The 17797-nt window shown below is 60.6% G+C and carries 18 protein-coding genes; 8 read left to right on the top strand and 10 right to left on the bottom strand.

The features are described 5' to 3' along the window. Positions 1-54: 54 nt before the first annotated feature. Positions 55-756 (top strand): response regulator transcription factor CtrA, encoded by a 702-nt coding sequence (ctrA, locus tag BN1800_RS13645; protein WP_027510136.1) that lies wholly within the window; start codon positions 55-57, stop codon positions 754-756. A 120-nt stretch (positions 757-876) separates the two neighbouring features. Here ctrA and BN1800_RS13640 read toward each other — a convergent pair whose 3' ends face one another. Both BN1800_RS13640 and chpT read right to left on the bottom strand, forming a co-directional pair. After that, the gene (locus BN1800_RS13640; protein WP_027510135.1) at positions 877-1239 is read right to left on the bottom strand and encodes a response regulator; all 363 of its coding nucleotides are present in this window, start codon (positions 1237-1239) and stop codon (positions 877-879) included. A gap of 116 nt (positions 1240-1355) precedes the next feature. Then, complete coding sequence (chpT, locus tag BN1800_RS13635; RefSeq protein WP_027510134.1) at positions 1356-2006, bottom strand: histidine phosphotransferase ChpT; 651 nt, start codon at positions 2004-2006, stop codon at positions 1356-1358. 184 nt (positions 2007-2190) lie between these two features. On the opposite strand from chpT, the gene BN1800_RS13630 reads away from it, so the two are divergent. Beyond that, a complete protein-coding gene (locus BN1800_RS13630) occupies positions 2191-2790 on the top strand; it encodes a DUF1134 domain-containing protein (protein ID WP_086998245.1) in 600 nt (199 codons plus the stop codon). A gap of 121 nt (positions 2791-2911) precedes the next feature. Beyond that, positions 2912-4066 carry a coiled-coil domain-containing protein gene (locus tag BN1800_RS13625; protein WP_086998434.1) on the top strand — a complete coding sequence of 385 codons (1155 nt, stop codon included), beginning with the start codon at positions 2912-2914 and terminating at the stop codon, positions 4064-4066. Between the two features lies 1 nt (position 4067). Here the strand turns inward: BN1800_RS13625 and BN1800_RS13620 are convergent, their stop codons facing one another. Continuing rightward, on the bottom strand, positions 4068-4889 hold the full coding sequence (locus tag BN1800_RS13620; protein WP_086998241.1) for a TrmH family RNA methyltransferase: 822 nt from the start codon (positions 4887-4889) through the stop codon (positions 4068-4070). 5 nt (positions 4890-4894) lie between these two features. Next, positions 4895-5269: a hypothetical protein gene (locus tag BN1800_RS13615; RefSeq protein ID WP_027510130.1), complete on the bottom strand. Its 375-nt coding sequence runs from the start codon at positions 5267-5269 to the stop codon at positions 4895-4897. A gap of 37 nt (positions 5270-5306) precedes the next feature. Here BN1800_RS13615 and BN1800_RS13610 point away from each other — a divergent pair, with 37 nt between their 5' ends. The 3 genes from BN1800_RS13610 (at position 5307) to BN1800_RS13600 (ending at position 8179) form a co-directional block, all read left to right on the top strand. Continuing rightward, a complete protein-coding gene (locus tag BN1800_RS13610) occupies positions 5307-6332 on the top strand; it encodes an RluA family pseudouridine synthase (RefSeq protein WP_086998238.1) in 1026 nt (341 codons plus the stop codon). 172 nt (positions 6333-6504) lie between these two features. Then, positions 6505-7413, top strand: coding sequence for an RNA polymerase sigma factor RpoH (rpoH, locus tag BN1800_RS13605; protein ID WP_086998235.1), 909 nt, complete (start codon positions 6505-6507; stop codon positions 7411-7413). Positions 7414-7501: 88 nt separating this feature from the next. Further along, on the top strand, positions 7502-8179 hold the full coding sequence (locus BN1800_RS13600) for a glutathione S-transferase family protein (protein WP_086998232.1): 678 nt from the start codon (positions 7502-7504) through the stop codon (positions 8177-8179). Between the two features lie 179 nt (positions 8180-8358). Here BN1800_RS13600 and BN1800_RS13595 read toward each other — a convergent pair whose 3' ends face one another. After that, entirely contained in the window at positions 8359-10731 is a 2373-nt protein-coding gene (locus BN1800_RS13595; RefSeq protein WP_086998229.1) for a hypothetical protein, read from the bottom strand. Between the two features lie 61 nt (positions 10732-10792). Continuing rightward, complete coding sequence (locus tag BN1800_RS13590) at positions 10793-12091, bottom strand: adenylosuccinate synthase (RefSeq protein ID WP_027510126.1); 1299 nt, start codon at positions 12089-12091, stop codon at positions 10793-10795. Between the two features lie 195 nt (positions 12092-12286). Between BN1800_RS13590 and BN1800_RS13585 the strand changes: the two genes are divergently transcribed. Next, a complete protein-coding gene (locus BN1800_RS13585) occupies positions 12287-13204 on the top strand; it encodes a DMT family transporter (RefSeq protein WP_027510125.1) in 918 nt (305 codons plus the stop codon). On the opposite strand, the gene BN1800_RS13580 is transcribed toward BN1800_RS13585, so the two are convergent. Then, entirely contained in the window at positions 13201-14046 is an 846-nt protein-coding gene (locus tag BN1800_RS13580; RefSeq protein WP_027510124.1) for a GNAT family N-acetyltransferase, read from the bottom strand. The two genes, BN1800_RS13585 and BN1800_RS13580, sit on opposite strands and share 4 nt — an antisense overlap. A gap of 401 nt (positions 14047-14447) precedes the next feature. Here BN1800_RS13580 and BN1800_RS13575 point away from each other — a divergent pair, with 401 nt between their 5' ends. Further along, positions 14448-15290, top strand: a complete 843-nt coding sequence (locus BN1800_RS13575; protein WP_244564489.1) for a DUF6030 family protein — start codon at positions 14448-14450, stop codon at positions 15288-15290. On the opposite strand, the gene BN1800_RS13570 is transcribed toward BN1800_RS13575, so the two are convergent. The 3 genes from BN1800_RS13570 to ung form a co-directional block, all read right to left on the bottom strand. Next, positions 15291-15899 carry an alpha/beta hydrolase gene (locus tag BN1800_RS13570; protein WP_086998224.1) on the bottom strand — a complete coding sequence of 203 codons (609 nt, stop codon included), beginning with the start codon at positions 15897-15899 and terminating at the stop codon, positions 15291-15293. A gap of 11 nt (positions 15900-15910) precedes the next feature. Further along, entirely contained in the window at positions 15911-16843 is a 933-nt protein-coding gene (locus BN1800_RS13565) for a VOC family protein (protein WP_027510121.1), read from the bottom strand. Positions 16844-16983: 140 nt separating this feature from the next. After that, a complete protein-coding gene (gene ung / locus BN1800_RS13560) occupies positions 16984-17685 on the bottom strand; it encodes a uracil-DNA glycosylase (protein WP_086998221.1) in 702 nt (233 codons plus the stop codon). Positions 17686-17797 lie beyond the last annotated feature (112 nt).

Genomic DNA, 17797 nt, shown 5'->3' with positions numbered 1-17797 from the left:
CGGGTATCGCGTAGGGGGCCAGACCACCTTTCGGCGGCGGTAAAGGGGATAATAATGCGGGTACTACTTATCGAAGACGACAGCGCGACAGCGCAGAGCATCGAACTGATGCTGAAATCCGAAAGTTTCAACGTCTACACCACCGATCTCGGTGAGGAAGGCGTCGATCTTGGCAAACTGTATGATTACGACATCATCCTTCTCGATCTGAACCTTCCCGACATGTCCGGATATGAAGTGCTCCGCACTCTCCGCCTGTCCAAGGTCAAGACACCAATCCTTATCCTCTCAGGTATGGCAGGTATTGAAGACAAGGTCCGCGGCCTTGGCTTCGGCGCCGACGACTACATGACCAAGCCGTTCCACAAGGACGAACTGGTCGCCCGCATCCACGCGATCGTCCGCCGCTCCAAGGGCCACGCCCAGTCGGTCATCATGACCGGTGAGCTGCTCGTCAATCTCGACGCCAAGACCGTTGAGGTCGGTGGCCAGCGCGTTCACCTGACCGGCAAGGAATATCAGATGCTGGAGCTGCTTTCGCTCCGCAAGGGCACGACGCTCACCAAGGAAATGTTCCTCAACCACCTTTACGGCGGCATGGACGAGCCGGAACTGAAGATCATCGACGTCTTCATCTGCAAGCTGCGCAAGAAGCTCGCAAACGCTGCCGGCGGCGCAAACTATATCGAGACCGTCTGGGGCCGTGGCTATGTTCTGCGCGAACCGGACGGCGCCGAATATGCCGAAACCGCTTGAGACGCTGAAATTACCCTTTCCGATTATGAAATATCCCGCTTTTCCGGCGGGACTTTTCGTTTCGGACCTGCGAAAACAAAGCCGCCCGGAGGCGGCTCGACCCTTTGAAAATGTTGAAAATCAGGCAGCGATGGCACGGTTGCCGAAAACGGCCGTCAGGATCTTGCGGTCGAAGGGTTTGAGCAGGAAGTCGGTAGCCCCTGCCCGCTTGCCCATCATCAGCTTCTTGAGATCGGCCTCGATCACGCAGTAGTAGATCTTGACCTCCTTGCCGCCTTCCATCGTCCGGATGGCGGAAATCAGTTCGAGCGCGCCGTCCATGCCGGAATCGACGATCATATATTCCGGAAGCTCGGCCTGGCAGCGCGAAAGCGCTTCGCTTGCATTGGACGCCTCACTGACAAGGAAATCGAGTTCGGAAAGGATGCGTTTTCCGACCTTGCGGACGACATCCGAACTATCAGTGATCATGAACCGCTGCATGCCTGCTCCTTCGCTCCACTTTTACTCCAGTGGCGCTTCAGTCCTCGAGAATAGGTCCATTAGGCTAACGAAGTGTTACCCGGATCGCAGCAGGCTGCAGCCATGCAACCATGACGCTAGACGGAAACGGACTCAGCGGTGAAGATAATTTCTTCGCCCGTCGCGCTGTGGCCAAGCTCCATGCCGCACTCTTCGGCAAGCAGGACCGTGTAGTAAGGCTGGATCGAATGCGCATCGATCGCCTCCTCGACTTGGCCGGATGTGATTTCCACGAACTTCGCCGGCACGCGCATCAGCTTGCCCCTGGCGACGATCTTGAACTTCGCGTCGAACTCCGGATTCTCAAGTGTTAGTTCCAACGTGCCGCCGCGCGGGATCGAGGAATAGGCCACAAGGAAAAGATTGAGCAACAACTTGACCCGGTTCTTCGCGACGATCGCGCGCGGCCCGTTCCAGATCACTTCGGTCTTCTTTTCGGCGACCGCGAAATCCTTTGCAGCACGCTCAGCTTCGCCGGTATCGATCGAAGCGCCGACCGAACCGGAAGCTCCGAATGCCAGTCGTGCAAATTTCAGGCGGACCGAGGCATTGAGCGCGCTCGTGCGGATGAGGTCCATGGCGTCCGAATCGGCGCCGCCTTCATCCAGCAGTTCGAGGCCGTTGTTGATCGCGCCGACGGGCGAGATGACGTCATGGCAAACACGGCTGCAAAGTAGCGCGGCCAGATCCGGGCCGGTCAATGTAAGATTGGGGTTCTTGGACATCATGGTCTCCTGAAGGCGGTAAATTCATCCCGCCTATCTTGCTTGATCAAAATTGCACGAAGTTTGCGCCGTACTCTCCGCCATAATGACACCATATTTGGTAAACCGATTATTAAGACGATCCGCGCAAAATGCATCCACTGCCGGAAACGGCTCATCGAACCGACCATGATGAACGGATGACACCATGCGCCTTCAATCCCCCGGAAGATTTATGGGCTTTTGCCGGCTCCTCGTCGCGCTGACCATTTCCGCATTTATGCTCTCCCCACACCAGGTAGCCGCGCAGCAGCAAGCCAACAACGGCCAGTATACGATGCAGGAGATCGTCGATGCCGGCCACTCCTTCTTCGGCTCGACCAGCGGCGGACTGGCCAAGGTCGTCGAAGCAGCCTTCCAGAAATACGGCTTGCCGAACGGTTACGTTCTGGGACAGGAAGGGTCCGGCGCCTTCATCGCCGGCCTGACCTACGGCGAAGGTCAGCTCAACACCAAGAACGCCGGCGCACATCCCCTTTACTGGCAGGGTCCGTCCCTCGGTATCGACTACGGCGGCCAGGGCACGCGCGTCATGATGCTGGTCTACGACCTGCCGTCAATCGACAGCATCTATGCCCGCTTCGGCGGTGTCAGCGGCCAGGCCTTCGTCATCGCCGGCTTCGGCATGACGCTGCTGAAGAACAACAATGTTTTGGTGGTTCCGATCCGCACCGGGGTCGGCGCCCGTCTCGGCGTCAACGTCGGCTATCTGAAAATCACGCCAGGCCCGACCTGGAACCCCTTCTGAAGCTGCGATCAGGCGGCGGGATTCTTCCCCGCCGTCACCTATCCGCCACTTGCTCTAGGCGCAGCGCGTGCTTTAATCATTGGCGCTGACGCAAATCAAACCTCAAAGCAGTGGCCGTGCCGTGATCGAATATGCTCTTCTGTTCGGACTGGGTTTCCTGACGGCGGCGTTCCTCGTCTTCCTGATTTCTCCCGCAATCCATCGCCGCATCGTCTGGTATACGGAAAACCGCATGAAGGCGACGATGCCCCTCAGCCCCCAGGAAGTGCGGGCGCAGAAGGACATGGTGCGGGCGCTCTACGCTGCGGAGAATGCTAGAACGGCACAGGACCTGATACGCGAGCGTGAAAAATCCCTGTCCCTGCAGCTTCGCCATGATTCCCTTGCGCTCGATGCCGGCCGCTTGTCGTCCGAAATCGGCGCATTGCAGGCCCAGATCGGCGATCTGAACGTCGAGGCTGCCGAACTCCGCTCTCATCTGCGCAAGGACGAGAACTATATCAGCCAGTTGAAGACGAGCCTGCACATTGCCGAACAGGCGAGTTCTGCAAAGGAAAGCGAGATCGAGACGCTGCGCACGCGCCTCAACAAGCTCGCCGAGCAGGCGGACAACCTCAAAATCGACATGGCGGCGCGCGAAACTGAGATTGAAAGCGTAAAATTCCGCGCCAATGCGCTGCGCGACGAACGCGACACGTTACGCCAGGACGTCAATCTTCTGCAGAAGCGGGCCAAGGATGCCGAGCAGAAGCTGACGCAGCAAGAGCATATGGTGATCCGCCTCGAAGACAAATCCGCGCGCGAAACAGCTGCTGCTGCCGACAAGGAAGCGCTGCTCGGTCGCCGCCAGCAGGAAATCGCCAAGCTCAAAGAGCAGTTGAAGTTGTTCAGTGTCGGCCTGCGCAAGGAAAACCGTGCGCTTCGCGATGCGGGGCTGGCAGCGGTTGAAACCAAGGGGGACGAACTGATGCAGGAAGAAGCTCCAGCTTCCGAACTCGATTCGGCAGCGGTTGCCGCCCGCCTTGCCGAAGAGGTTCGCGCGCGCAGTGCAGCCGTTTCCGATCGCATTTCCAAGGCGAAGGCGACGACGGGCAACGACAGCGCCATGCGCGAAGAGATCGCTGCGATCGCGGCCGGCGTGGTCGCTCTGACGGCGCTTAACGAAGGCTCCTCCTCGCCAATCCGCGACCTTCTGCCGGAGGATGCGGCCAACGAAGAGGGCGAACGCGTGAGCCTCGCCCAGCGCGCGGCAACGATCCTGTCGCAACCGGGCTGATTCAGAGACGGCCAGCTACGGACGCCATCGCGAATAAAGTAATGCCGGTCGCCGTCGCGACATTGAGGCTGTCGAGGCCGGTAGATTGCGGAATGCGTGCGCTCCGGAAGCGCAACAGGATCGCTTCCGGCAGCCCTTCTCCTTCCGTACCGACCACCAGCGCCATACGATCCGAAGGCGGTATCGCCCGGATGTCCGTCGCGCCGCGCGGCGACAGCGTCCAGATATCGAAGCCACGTTCGGCGAGCGCGGTGAGGATATCAAGGGCGGAACCGCTCCGCTGATAGGGAACGCTCAGCACGGACCCCACGGAAACGCGCATCGCCTTCCTGTACAGCGGGTCGCAGGACGTCTCGTCGAGAAAGATGGCGTCCGCGTTGAAGACAGCCGCATTGCGGAACATCGAGCCTGCATTGTCGTGATTGGAAATGCCGCAGCCGACGAGCACGAGTGCGCGGTCCGGCAGGCTATCGAGCAAGCTCTTGCTGCCCGGGATGCGTCGGCCGAGCGCCAGCACGCCGCGATGCAGATGGAAGCCGACGATTCCGTCGAGAACATCCGCCTCGGCGACGTAGACCGGAACGTCGTCCGGGAAGCGTGCCAGGATGTCGGACACCCCGTCGGCCCGATTTCGCAGCAGCAGGATCTTCTCCGCCTCGAAACCACTTCTTGCGGCATGGGCTTCGGCCAGCATGCGCAGCACGACAGTTCCTTCGGCGATGAAGCGGTTCTGTCTGCCTGTCAGGTCGCGCTCGCGGATCGCGCGGAATTCCGCAATGCGCGGATCATCAGGGCTTTCGATCGTGATCGGCGCGGCGACCATCGGCCTTAGTTGCCGGCGACGGTGATGTCGGCAATGAGCCGGCCAGCCTTGATGTCGAAGACAAGCGCCTGGCGCTTGCCGTCGACGGACTGGCCGAAGAACAGAACCTGGCTTCCGGAGAGCGACGTGGAGTGCACGGCGAAACCGAGCGGCAGGGAAACGGTGGACCTGACCGGCGAATCCGAAGGAACGCCGGAGCTGGAGACCGCTGCCGGTTCGGCCTCCATCGTCTTGTAGACAACGGCGCCGAAGACCGCCATAAGGCTCACGAACATGATGGCGCCGGAAACGATCTGCAGGCGGACCATCTTGCGCCGGACATTTTCCATTGCCGGGTCAAGGGGCTGTTCTTCCTGATCGTCTGGCTCGATTTTCGTCATAACGGCGTCCTATAAATACTTTCGGAGAAGAAGCGTCTTGAGCGACCCCTTTAAACAAGCATCAGGTATTAGGAAAGTCCTGAGTGCCGACGAGAATGCCGAAGGCCGCCTCGATGCCTGGCTGACGGCTCAGCTCGGCGAAGAATTTTCCCGCAGCCGCGTAAAGGTGTTGATCAAGGACGGTCAGTTGCTCGTGAACGGCGCAGTAGCCCTCGATCCGCAAAAGAAGGTGCGCCCCGGCGACAATTACGAAATCCTGCTGCCAGAGCCAGAAGACCCGACCCCGAAGGGCGAGGATATCCCGCTCGACATCCTTTACGAGGACGACCACCTCATCGTCATCTCGAAACCGGCCGGCATGGTCGTCCATCCCGCCGCCGGAAACTGGACGGGCACGCTCGTCAACGCGCTGATCCACCACTGCGGCGACAGCCTCTCGGGCATTGGCGGCGTCCGGCGGCCCGGCATTGTGCACCGGCTCGACAAGGATACGACCGGCGTGATGGTCGTCGCCAAGAACGACATCGCCCACCGCCACCTGTCGCTGCAGTTTGCCGACCACGGCCGCACCATGCCGCTCGAACGCGCCTACCAGGCGATCGTCTGGGGCCGGCCGCGCTCGCTCTCTGGCACGATCAATGTGCCGCTCGGCCGCTCCACTGGCGACCGCACGCGCCGCTCGGTCAAACGTGCCGACAGCCAGGATGCCGACGAGGCCATCACACATTACGAAGTGCTGGAACGCTTCCACGAGAACTCGGATGCTACAGCGCTTGCTTCGCTGGTGGAGTGCCACCTGGAAACCGGCCGTACCCATCAGATTCGCGTCCATATGGCCCACATCGGCCATCCACTGCTTGGCGACACCGTCTATGGCGCGCATCTGAGAACCAAGGCCAATCTGCTGCCGGATGAAGCCCGCAAAGTCGTCAACCGTTTCGGCCGACAGGCGCTCCATGCCTATATGCTGCAGTTCGAGCATCCCCGCACCGGCGAGCTTATGCACTTCGAAGTGCCGCTTCCCGAAGATATGGTGGAACTCGCAGAGGCGCTTCGCCGTTAGCCGTATAACGTCTTCGTGAAGGCTTTTGACGGGCTTGAACCGCTGTTCCGCCATACTTATCTATATATGGACTTAGTGCGGGCTTGGATTTGAGCCGCACGTCCCGGTTCGCCTGTTCCGACGCGGGGACGCGTTCCATCGGGAACCGGAATCTATACAGGAGGGTGCAATCATGGCCCGCAATACCTTGCCATCCATTACCGCCGGCGAAGCCGGTCTTAATCGTTATCTCGACGAAATCCGCAAGTTTCCAATGCTGGAGCCGCAGCAGGAATATATGCTGGCAAAGCGTTATTCCGAGCACGGCGATCGCGAAGCTGCGCATAAACTCGTCACCAGCCACCTGCGCCTCGTCGCCAAGATCGCGATGGGCTATCGAGGCTATGGCCTGCCGATCGGCGAAGTCGTGTCGGAAGGCAATGTCGGCCTCATGCAAGCCGTGAAAAAGTTTGATCCGGAACGCGGTTTCCGTCTCGCCACCTACGCCATGTGGTGGATCAAGGCCTCGATCCAGGAATATATCCTGCGCTCGTGGTCGCTGGTGAAGATGGGCACGACCGCAAATCAGAAGCGCCTGTTCTTCAACCTGCGCCGCCTGAAAGGCCGCATCCAGGCGATCGACGAAGGCGATCTGAGGCCGGAGCATGTCGCGGAGATCGCCACGAAGCTGAAGGTCTCTGAGGAGGAAGTCGTTTCGATGAACCGTCGCCTTTCCGGCGACGCTTCACTGAACGCGCCGATCAAGGCCTCCGAAGGCGACAGCGGCCAATGGCAGGATTGGCTCGTGGATGATCACGACAGCCAGGAAGACGTGCTGATCGAGCAGGACGAGCTCGAAACGCGCCGCCGCATGCTCTCCAAGGCGATGAGCGTGCTGAACGACCGCGAGCGCCGCATCTTCGAGGCACGCCGTCTTGCTGACGATCCGGTCACTTTGGAAGATCTGTCGGCCGAGTTCGACATCAGCCGCGAACGCGTGCGCCAGATCGAAGTCCGCGCCTTCGAAAAGGTGCAGGACGCCGTGCGCAAGGAAGCTCTGGAGAGGGCAAAAGCCGTCCGCGTCGTCGAAGCCACGGCATAACGGGTTCCACGCCCCGATATGAAATCGGAAAGCCGCTTGCTGCAGATCGCGGCCGGCGGTTTTCCTTATTTATGGGTCGCAAGAAGCGATGAGCCAGAAGCCGAAATTGTTCGGAGCAGACTACAGCGTCTACGTGCGGGCCGTGCGGCTCGCCTTGCACGAAAAGGGCGTCGACTATGATCTGGTGCCCGTCGATGTCTTTGCCGCGTCGGGACCCCCGTCATCCTATCTCGCCCGGCAGCCGTTCGGCCGAATCCCGGCCTTCGAGCATGATAGCTTCAATCTCTATGAGAGCGGAGCGATAACGCGCTATCTCGACGAAGCATTCGAAGGTCCGAGGCTGCAACCGGCAACTCCAAAGCAGCGCGCCCGGATGAATCAGATCATCAGCATCGCGGATGGATACATCTACTCCAACCTCGTCTGGGGGATGTATGTGGAACTGGTCTCGAAGCCACTACGCGGGGAGCCAAGCGATGAAAGGCGAGTGGCCATCGCGCGATCCAAAGTGCCTGTTTGCTTGCAGGCTCTGGCGGATTTGATGGACGGGGCACCCTGGCTTGGCGGCGAGAGCCTGACATTGGCCGATCTACACGTCGCGCCAATGATGGACTACTTCTTGATGGTTCCGGAAGCGCGAGGATTGCTGGAACAGCACGCCGCCCTCGCCTCCTGGTGGCAACGCATGGTCGAGCGTCCAAGCATGCGGTACACGAACCCTCGACGTGAGGCGGCGGCAGCGGGCGCTCTTCCGAAACATAGGTAATTGCTCGCCCATATTGGATTGCTGGCGCCATTGCGCCCTTCTCACCGCAAGCGGGCCAAGGAATATGTGTCGCACGGTTTTCCTCAATCGCCAACGTTGAGTGAGGCAGGTCCCCTCTCCCCGTCAAAACGCGGAGAGGGTTAGGGTAAGGGAACTCCCCCGCCTAGGCCCTAGACCTGCTACTGGCTCGTGCTCACGTCGCCAAGCGCCGTCCATTCCTTGATCGCCGTGCTGAAGGCTGCCGTGCCCGTCGGACCCTTCTGCATGGTGATCAGCGCGCGACGGCCGTTGCGGTAGGTGATCGGAATATCGATCCAGTCTCGCGTCGCAAGCAGGTCGAGGTTCGCCTTGCGGGCATCCGGATAGTCATTCAGTGCGATCATATGGAAATCGTCGGTGATCTTGGCTGGCACGGCAATCAGCGGGTCGCCGCGATCCTGCTCCGTGCGCTTCATCGAAATGCGCTGGACACTGTCAATGCTGCCGCCTTCGAAATTCGGCGGAAGCGAGAAGACGACCTCGACGAGATGGCTTGCCGGAAGCGACGGGTCGGAGTTGCGCTTGAAGGTCACGAGAGCCGAAAGATTGCGCTCCGGCACCGTCACATTGGCCTGCACCGTCGATTCCTGCTTACCGCCCTGGCCAGTTTCATGCTGGACGCTCCAGGCGACGCTCCCCTGGATCGCAGTCGGCGAACTCTGGCCGATTCGCTCCTCATAGAGGAACATCTTCTCAGCCGCACCGGCAGGCACCTGCTGCTGCGAGGCAGCGGCAGGCCCGTTCGGTGTCAGCGTCTCGGCGGGCGCGGCACCTGCCTGTGCGGGCGGAGCTGGCGCGGCGGATGCGACATTCTGCTCGGCGACCGATTTGCCTTCGGCTGTCGGCGTACCGGGTATGGCAGCCGGGCCGCTGTCGACTTCCCTGCCGTCTGCCATGAGGCGCTGGTTAAACTTGTTGCTGACCGAAGAGCCGTCATCGAGTGAGGCAACCTGCCTATCGTTTTCGTCAGGCTTGGCCGCTTCGGTATTGTTTGTCGAAGGGGCTGCTGGCGTCTGGTTCTGCGTAGCAGCGGGCTCGCTCTCGGCCGTCTTGGACGGAGCGGCGCTCACCAGATCGTCAACCATCGCGATCAACTGGGCGCGGTTCATCCAGGCGGCGTAGGCCCCGCCACCCAGCACTGCCAGTACGGCAATGATGGTAATGATCATGTTGAGACCGAGGCGCCGGCGCTTCGGTTCCATGCGGAAGTTCTTGTTCTGCAGTTTGGCCGCGACGAGCTGGTCAATATCAGCGGCCGGTACGGAATCGTCGTCCTCCGCAACGACGCCGCGGCGATCGTAGCCCCGAAGCTCCTTTGCTTCCTGCCACTCCTCGCCCGGCACATCGGGAGCAGGCGCCGCAGGCTTGCCGTGGATCTCGGCGAACAGGTCGGAATCGTCGAAGTGGGCCGCCACTGGGGCCTTCTTGCTGGTGCCTGCCTCGATCGGCGGCAGATCGTCAAAGGCAGCGGCTTCCCAGGAAAAGCCCTCGTTTGCGGCCGGCATCTTCGCGGGCGGCGGCGGGTTTTGAAGACCTGCAATGGCTTCTTCGAAGGCGCGCGCGTGGTCATTGGCCGACTCCGCAGGCGGAACGCTTTCTGAGAAATTTCTGACCTCTTCAGTAGCCCATGCAATCTCGGCGTCTTTCGGGGGCTCGGCTGGGATTTCGGCAGCAGGTTCTGCCCAGACGGGATCGAAATGCGCAACCGTTTCCGCCTGCAGCGGTTCCTCGCGGCTGTGCTCGACGAACTCTTCCGGCTTCTCGAAGGAGACGAACGGTTCGACAAGGCGATTCGACGGATCGTATTCGCCGGCTGGACGGAGGGGTTCCGGTTCGACAGCCGGTTCGGGTTCGACGGCAGGCGCTTCTTCGAGATATTCCTCCGGCGGAGCTGCGTATTCCTCGACCGGCACTTCATCGTGATACGATGCAGCCCATTCCTCGGGAGGGGCTGCTTCCGCTTCCGCCGCAGCAGCAACTTCCTCGACCGGACGGTCCCATTCTTCTTCCGGCGCAGCCTCTTCCGCGGCCGCTATCGGCGCAGGTTCCTCGTAAGGTGCTTCGTAGGGGGCCGCCTCTTCCTGCGGCTCAGGCTGCGGCTCCTCGTGCCGGTGTTCGGCTGGTGCATCCGCGTCGGCAAGATGGTCTTCGGCGACTGGTTCCTCGGCAATCGATTCCTCAGCAACCGGTTCTTCAGCCGGCTTCGGCACGGCCGCATATTCCGCCGGCAGCTCGGGCGCAGGCTCTTCATGGACAAGCGCTTCTGCTGCTGCAGCAGTGGCTGCCTCATCGTCCGGCAATGCCTCGGAGTGCTCGGCCTCCACCTCGCGGATAGCGGCATCGAGCTTATCGAGCTGGCGCTGCAGCATCGCTTCCGGCGGACGCGGCTTCATGTTTTCGAGCTGCCGCTGCACCGCCCCGCGGGCACGCTCGTAAACCTTCGCCCGCATCTCGGGGGTGTTCTCGGCCAGGCCGTCAACCGCCCGCCGGATAACTGCAATAAAATCAGCCATTAGTTACTTTTCTCGAGAGGCCCGGTTCTCGACCGGGCCAGGTGCCATAATGACCGCGACATTAATCCTCAAACGGATCAGTCACAAGTATGGTGTCATCGCGCTCAGGGCTTGTGGATAGAAGCGCGACCGGGGCGCCGATCAACTCCTCGACCTGGCGGACATATTTGATCGCCTGCGCAGGCAGATCGGCCCAGCTGCGGGCGCCGACAGTCGATTCCTTCCAGCCTTCCAGCGTGATATAGACCGGCTCCACCCGGGCCTGCGCCGCCTGGCTTGCCGGCAGATGGTCGATCTGCTCGCCATCGAGCATGTAGCCGATGCAGATCCTCAGTTCGTCGAGACCGTCAAGCACATCGAGCTTAGTCAGCGCGATGCCGGTGATGCCATTCGTGGCAACCGACTGGCGCACAAGTGCGGCATCGAACCAGCCGCAGCGGCGCTTGCGGCCCGTCACCGTACCGAATTCATGGCCCTTTTCGCCGAGGAACTGGCCGACCGAGTCGTTGAGTTCGGTCGGGAACGGACCTTCGCCGACGCGCGTCGTGTAAGCCTTGGTAATGCCGAGGATGTAGCCGAGCGAACCCGGCCCCATGCCGGAGCCCGCTGCGGCTTGCCCCGCGACGGTGTTGGACGAGGTCACGAAAGGATAGGTACCGTGGTCGATATCGAGCAGGCTACCCTGCGCGCCTTCGAAGAGGATGCGCGCGCCCTTACGGCGTTCCTTGTCGAGAAGCAGCCAGACCGTTTCGCGGAACGGAAGCACGCGATCCGCAATCGACGTCAGTTCCGTCATAATAGCCTCGTGGCTCACTTCTTCAACACCCAGGCCGCGGCGGAGCGCATTGTGATGCGTAAGAATGCGGTCGACCTTGCCCGGCAGCGCTTCCAGATCGGCGAGATCCATCACGCGGATTGCACGGCGGCCAACCTTGTCTTCATAAGCCGGGCCGATACCACGGCGCGTCGTGCCAATCTTCGTGCCGCTATTGGAGGCGGCATCTTCGCGGTAGGCATCGAGCTCGCGGTGCAGCGACAGGATGAGCGTCGCGTTGTCGGCGATGCGCAGGTTGTCAGGAGAAATCTTGACGCCCTGCTTTTCCAGCTTTTCGATCTCGGCGATCAAGGCATGCGGATCGACGACGACGCCGTTTCCGATCACCGCCATCTTGCCCGGGCGCACGACGCCGGAAGGCAGCAGCGATAGCTTGTAGCTCGTGCCGTCGATGACGAGCGTATGGCCGGCATTGTGTCCGCCCTGATAGCGCACAACGATATCCGCACGTTCCGAAAGCCAATCGACAATCTTGCCCTTGCCTTCGTCACCCCATTGCGAACCGACCACGACTACGTTCGTCATCCAACTCTTCCTGTTACCGGCGGATTATCCGCGCTCTGCTCAAACCCGCGCATCTATAAAGCTTTGTTTTTTGGAAAGCGACCCTGTTATCAGGGCGAATTGGGCTTTTTACGTGACAAATCAGCCTGCCGCGGGCTATTGCCCATGCATCGGCAGCTATCCGAACTGCTTTTTCGGAAGACGGAAGAATCATCCTTGCATATCACGGCCTATATTTGTCTCGTCATTGCGACGCTGTGCTGGGGCGGAAACACAGTTGCCGGGAAACTCGCGCTCGGCCATGTCAGCCCCATGACGCTGACTTTCTTGCGTTGGACGCTTGCGACCGCGCTCATCGCGGCAGTGTCGCTTCCACAGCTCAAGAGGGACTGGCCGATTGTCCGCAATAAGCTGCCCCTGCTCCTTTTCTACGGCATGGTCGGCTATACGCTCTTCAACGCCATGCTTTACTCGGCTGTGAAATACACCACCGCCATCAACGTCGCGATTGAGCAGGCCGGCATCCCGATGCTCATCTTCCTGCTCAATCTGGTTTTCTTCCGCACCGGCGTTTCGGCGGCACAGGTCGCCGGCTTCGGCATGACGCTCGTCGGCGTTGCCTTGACCGCCGCGCACGGCGACCTCGCAACGCTGCTCAGGCTCAGCCTCAATCGCGGCGACGCCTTAATGCTGGTGGCGGTCGCAGCCTATTCGATCTACACGATCTTCCTGCGCTGGAAGCCGCCTGTTGACTGGCGCACGCTCATGGCGTTTCCCGCGCTTGCGGCGGCGCTGACGTCGCTGCCACTGTTGCTTTGGGAAAGTGCGGCGGGCAATGCGCAGCTTCCCGACGGCAAAGGCTGGATCATCACGTTCTACACCGCGATCTTCGCCTCGCTGGTTGCGCAGATCCTCTATATCAAAGGCGTGGAATGGATCGGCGCCAACCGGGCCGGGCTCTTCATCAATCTCGTCCCGGTTTTCGGCACGCTTCTATCCGTGCTGCTGCTCGGCGAGACGTTGCAGCTCTTCCATATCGTCTCGCTGGTGCTGACGCTGGGAGGCATTGCAATCGCTGAAAGGGGCCGTCCAAAGCTTTCGACCTCAACCGTCTCCGCTTCGCCTATGGACTAGCCGAGCTCCAGCGTCGTGATGCCATAGACGTTCTTCAGCGGCATATGAGGGGCGGCGCCGCGATACATGCGCGCCGTCTCGAATACCGGTTCGAGACCGAGGCTTTCGGCCAGCGCGAGCGCTTCCCTGTTGGCGGCGGGGACATCGATGAACACCGGCTCGCCGCCGGCCTCCGGCAGCAATTCGGCAAGCAGCGCAGCTGCGGTCTCGGCATCGGCGGCAAAAAGCGGCCCGATCTTGTAGCCCTCATAGCAGCGGCGGATCGTGGCATAGCCGCGGATCTTGCCGCTCTTGCGCACGATCACGGTCTTGCGTCCGCGACGCCTCTTGCACCAGGCGGCAACGAACGCATTGCGCGGTTCAGTGAAAATCGAGGCGTCGTAACGAAACAGCCCGTCCAGCTTGTCGGAGACTGGGTGCGCCAAGAGCAAGGACTGGGGCAACGTCTTCGGAACGCCGCCGTACCGCACCGTGGTATAGGCGGGTTCGAAGCCTGCCTTGCGATAATTCTCCTGCTGTGCGGGGACACCGTCGAGACCGATCGTGCGGTCTGCCGCAGACGCCACACCGGCCTTCCAGAGCGCCCTGCCGTAGCCTTTGCCGCGGAAATCTGGATGGACGATATAGAGGCCGAGAAACGCCAAGCCTTCGCCGTACTTCACCACCGAAATGGAGCCTACCGGGACTTCACCGACAGCACCAACGAAAAAGCCGGACGGGTCGGCCTCCTGGAAAGCGAGCGAATCGTCGAGTCCTGGATTCCACCCCTCTTGCCTTGCCCACTCGAGCACAAGCTCTAACTCACCCGGCCGCATCGCGCGAACCGCAAATTCCGAACTCATGCAACCTTCCCAAGCAAACCCTGCCTCAAGTTCGCAGGGGAGAATATCCAAAAACGCTAAAGCCTGAACCACAGCATCGCTGCTGGGCGCGAAGAAACATGTTCATTGCTGAAACGATCTGCATCGATCGTCATAAGGCACGACACGAAAATCTTCGCATCGCAATTATCATGAAGCAACGCCGTTGAAATCTCAAGGGAATTACTTCGTAGAAGCAGCAAAGCCTGAATGACAGCACCTCTTTGCCGGTACCGCAGATTGGTTCGCGTGGCCGCTTCTGGCCGTCCTAGCGCAAACGGAGTGAATTCTTTACTAATATAGCACTCCCGGCGATCAATTTGGTTGCAAGAGAAACCTGAAGCATGCTGTCTACAGTGGCGCATCTGCAACGAGTGAAAGCCTTGGCCACACAACCGTCCGGCCTCGATATGAAAACGCCGCCGCGGCGCCGCAAGCGCCGTGCAGCACTGTGGCTGATGCTTGCGCTTTCGATCTCGCTCGTTGCCGGCACGGTCCTGCTATCCAACGACATGCGCCATCTACGCGCCCTGACACCTTTGTTGGGCTACGATCTCAATCCGCAAAAGGTCCAGCAACCGCCGCCGCAGGTGGTAGAGGTTGCAACGCCTGCTCCACTGCAGTCGATCAAGATCCCGCCGAGGCTGATCGATGTTGCGCAGCCCGAACTCGCCGGAAATTTCCTGCGGACCTGGCGGATGTCCGGGCCGGACATGTGTGAAACGTTGCGCAAGGCAGGCATCGAGATGACCACATGGCGTGCCTCCGCCATGGGCAGCAGCGCCTATGAATGCTCTTTTCAAGAGGTCTACAAGGAAGATGGGGAGCGCCCGCTGAGTTCGGTGTTTCTGATCATTCGCGGAGATCGCAAAGGCGCGATTTCCAACATGCGCGCCAAGATCGTCGGGCCGGTGACGGATAGCGCGGGCCGGCTCGATCCGTCTTTCATGCGCGTTTTCGAAACGGTGCTCGCACAACCGCACTGGCCGGATCTCCATGATGCCTTGAGCGCGATCCTCGAGCTGAAGGATGTCAGGGCGGAAGGTTTTGGCGCAAGTATAGTCTTCTCCCGCGAATTCAGCAGCGAGAACAGCTTCAACTTTATCTTGACGATCAAGGCAGCACCCGGTCCGCAGACGCGGACGAGGGCCTATTTTTCGACGGGACGCTGGATGCCCGCGCCGGACAAAGAGGTCTCGGAAGCACTGCCGCCAATCTTCCGCTAGTCAGAAATACGGCTCGAAGAAACGCCGCACGGCGTCGATCTCGTTTGGGCGGATGTCATGCCCGCCCTGGTGCCACTCTGTCCAGGTCGCCGCCCCCTGCCCGGCGAAATAGACGGCGAGCGCTTGGGTCAGCCCGACCGGAGAGATCGGATCACGTTCGCCCGCCGTGATCAGCACCTTGCGGCCTTCAAGCTCCGGATTCGGCTTCGGCTGGAACGGGATCAGCGGATGCATGAGCGCCGACGCATCAAACAACCCATTTTCGATGAGCACATTCGCCAGGATGTTCGCGCCGTTGGAAAAGCCGATGCCCAGGATGTGCGACGCGCCGTGATCGACCGTCATGTCCTTGACGAAAGCCGCCATCTTCCGCGTGGCCCTGGCAAGATCGTCCATGTCGTAGACGCCCTCGCCGGTGCGCTTGAAAAAGCGTGCCGCGCCGTGTTCCGAAACGTCGCCGCGGGGAGAGACGATCGTCGCATCGGGCAGAAGCCGCCGTCCGAAATCGAAGAACTGGTTTTCGTCGCCTCCGGTGCCGTGCAGCACGAACAGGATAGGTTTTCCCGGTGCACCGGCGTACAGCCGATGCACATAGCTGTGGTCGTTCATCGGTCTGCCCCTTATGCTTCGAGCGGCTGCAAGTGCTGCTCGATCAGCTGCCGCAGATGCGCATGTTGCTGCGGCAGCTTCAGCGCCTCGCCGAGATGAGCCGTGTCTTCATCCCGATCGAAGCCGGGTTCGCTAGTGGCGACCTCGAAGAGAATGCCGCCCGGCGTGCGGAAATAGATCGCCCAGAAATAGTCGCGGTCGATAACCGGTGTCACCTGGTAACCCGTATCCACGAGTGCCTTGCGGACTTCGAGCTGCTTCTCGCGGTTTTCGACGGCAAAGGCGACGTGGTGCACGGAGCCGGCACCCGGCAGCGCACGGGAAACATTCGGCATCGTTTCGAGATCGACGAGATGCGCGCCATTGCCGCCCGGCATCACCAAGCGCTTCACGCCGTCCTTCTCCTCCTGGACTTCATAGCCCATGAATTTCAGGAGTTCGGACGTCGCACCCTCATCGCGAAGGCGCATGGCAACGGAGTGGAAACCGCGGATGGCGTGATCCTCGCTGATGCCGCCATGCGTCCATGGCTGGCGGCCGTCGTCCCTGACCTCGACAAGCGCGAAGCCGTCGCCATCGGGACCTGCAAAGTTCAACCGCTTCTGGCCGAAGCTCTCGTCGGCCTTGAGACCGCCGGTGCCGACTTTGGCGAGCCGGTCGCTCCAGAAGCCGAGCGAACCCTCGGGAACGGAGAAGACGGTCGTGCCGACCTCGCCGGTGCCTGGACGGCCCTGCGCCATCTTGGGAAACGGGAAATAGGTCATAATCGAACCCGGCGAACCGGTCTCGTCGCCATAATAGAGATGATAGACGTCAGGCGCATCGAAGTTCACGGTCTTCTTGACGCGGCGCAGGCCGAGCGTGTTCGTGAAGAACTGATTATTTGTGCCGGCGTCCTCCGCCATCGATGTGACGTGGTGCAGGCCCTTGATCTGGTTGAGCATGTCGAGACCCCTTTCTTGCCCGCGACGGCGAGCCTTTGATGGGTCATAGATGATCGCTTCGAGCGTTTTGGAATAGTCCGGGAGATCAAAACGCATTGTCTCCTTTTGTTGAACGCCGATCCGGCGGCGTTCAGAAAAAGCTAGATATCCTGCGGATTGGCAGGTAATTCCCAGTCGACGGGCGCACGGCCGTGAGACTGCAGAAAAGCATTCGCCTTCGAAAAATGCCTGCATCCGAAAAAGCCGTTATGGGCTGAAAGCGGCGACGGATGCGGCGCTTTCAGGACAAGATGGCGGTAGGTGTCGACAAAAGCGGCCTTTCGTTGTGCATAGGAACCCCAGAGCATGAAGACGACGGACTCGCATTCCTCGTTGACCTTGCGGATCACCGCATCGGTGAAGCGCTCCCAGCCCTTGCCCTGATGCGATGCGGCCTGCGCCTCCTCAACGGTCAGAACGCTGTTCAGCAGCAACACGCCCTGCCGCGCCCAATGCTCCAGGAAGCCGTGCCGCGGCGGCTTGATGCCGAGATCGGTTTCCATCTCCTTGTAGATATTGACCAGCGAGGGCGGGATGCGCACGCCTGGGCGAACGCTGAAGCAGAGCCCATGCGCCTGCCCGAGACCGTGATAGGGGTCCTGCCCGAGAATGACTACCTTCACTTCGGCGAGCGGCGTGAGATCGAGGGCACGAAAATATTCCGACCCCTTGGGGAAGATTCGCTTGCCGCTCCGCTTCTGCACCAGCAGGAAATCCTTGAGCTGCTGCATGTAGGGACTGGAAAATTCAGACGCGAGCGCCGCCTTCCAGCTTTCTTCGAGCGCGATGGTCTGTTCGCTCATCGATCGTCCTCGTTCCACCGAAGGGTTGATGGATTTGCCTTGAAAAGGGAGGTGTAGAATATTTTAGTCACCTATCGCGGCCAAAATTTACGAAGTATCGTCAGACTCGTGA

It is taken from the genome of Rhizobium sullae (genome assembly GCF_900169785.1).
GTDB classification, from domain to species: domain Bacteria; phylum Pseudomonadota; class Alphaproteobacteria; order Rhizobiales; family Rhizobiaceae; genus Rhizobium; species Rhizobium sullae.
Note: the sequence above shows the minus strand (reverse complement) of the source record. Positions and strands in the feature narration are given on the sequence as shown.

Excerpts from the sequence above, each read along its gene's own strand:
- ctrA (WP_027510136.1), top strand. The coding sequence starts at position 55 with ATGCGGGTACTACTTATCGAAGACGACAGCGCGACAGCGCAGAGCATC.
- BN1800_RS13615 (WP_027510130.1), bottom strand. The coding sequence starts at position 5,269 with ATGACGAAAATCGAGCCAGACGATCAGGAAGAACAGCCCCTTGACCCG.
- rpoH (WP_086998235.1), top strand. The coding sequence starts at position 6,505 with ATGGCCCGCAATACCTTGCCATCCATTACCGCCGGCGAAGCCGGTCTT.
- BN1800_RS13595 (WP_086998229.1), bottom strand. The coding sequence starts at position 10,731 with ATGGCTGATTTTATTGCAGTTATCCGGCGGGCGGTTGACGGCCTGGCC.
- chpT (WP_027510134.1), bottom strand. The coding sequence starts at position 2,006 with ATGATGTCCAAGAACCCCAATCTTACATTGACCGGCCCGGATCTGGCC.
- BN1800_RS13600 (WP_086998232.1), top strand. The coding sequence starts at position 7,502 with ATGAGCCAGAAGCCGAAATTGTTCGGAGCAGACTACAGCGTCTACGTG.
- BN1800_RS13580 (WP_027510124.1), bottom strand. The coding sequence starts at position 14,046 with ATGAGTTCGGAATTTGCGGTTCGCGCGATGCGGCCGGGTGAGTTAGAG.
- BN1800_RS13570 (WP_086998224.1), bottom strand. The coding sequence starts at position 15,899 with ATGAACGACCACAGCTATGTGCATCGGCTGTACGCCGGTGCACCGGGA.
- BN1800_RS13590 (WP_027510126.1), bottom strand. The coding sequence starts at position 12,091 with ATGACGAACGTAGTCGTGGTCGGTTCGCAATGGGGTGACGAAGGCAAG.
- BN1800_RS13565 (WP_027510121.1), bottom strand. The coding sequence starts at position 16,843 with ATGCTCAACCAGATCAAGGGCCTGCACCACGTCACATCGATGGCGGAG.
- ung (WP_086998221.1), bottom strand. The coding sequence starts at position 17,685 with ATGAGCGAACAGACCATCGCGCTCGAAGAAAGCTGGAAGGCGGCGCTC.
- BN1800_RS13620 (WP_086998241.1), bottom strand. The coding sequence starts at position 4,889 with ATGGTCGCCGCGCCGATCACGATCGAAAGCCCTGATGATCCGCGCATT.
- BN1800_RS13630 (WP_086998245.1), top strand. The coding sequence starts at position 2,191 with ATGCGCCTTCAATCCCCCGGAAGATTTATGGGCTTTTGCCGGCTCCTC.
- BN1800_RS13640 (WP_027510135.1), bottom strand. The coding sequence starts at position 1,239 with ATGCAGCGGTTCATGATCACTGATAGTTCGGATGTCGTCCGCAAGGTC.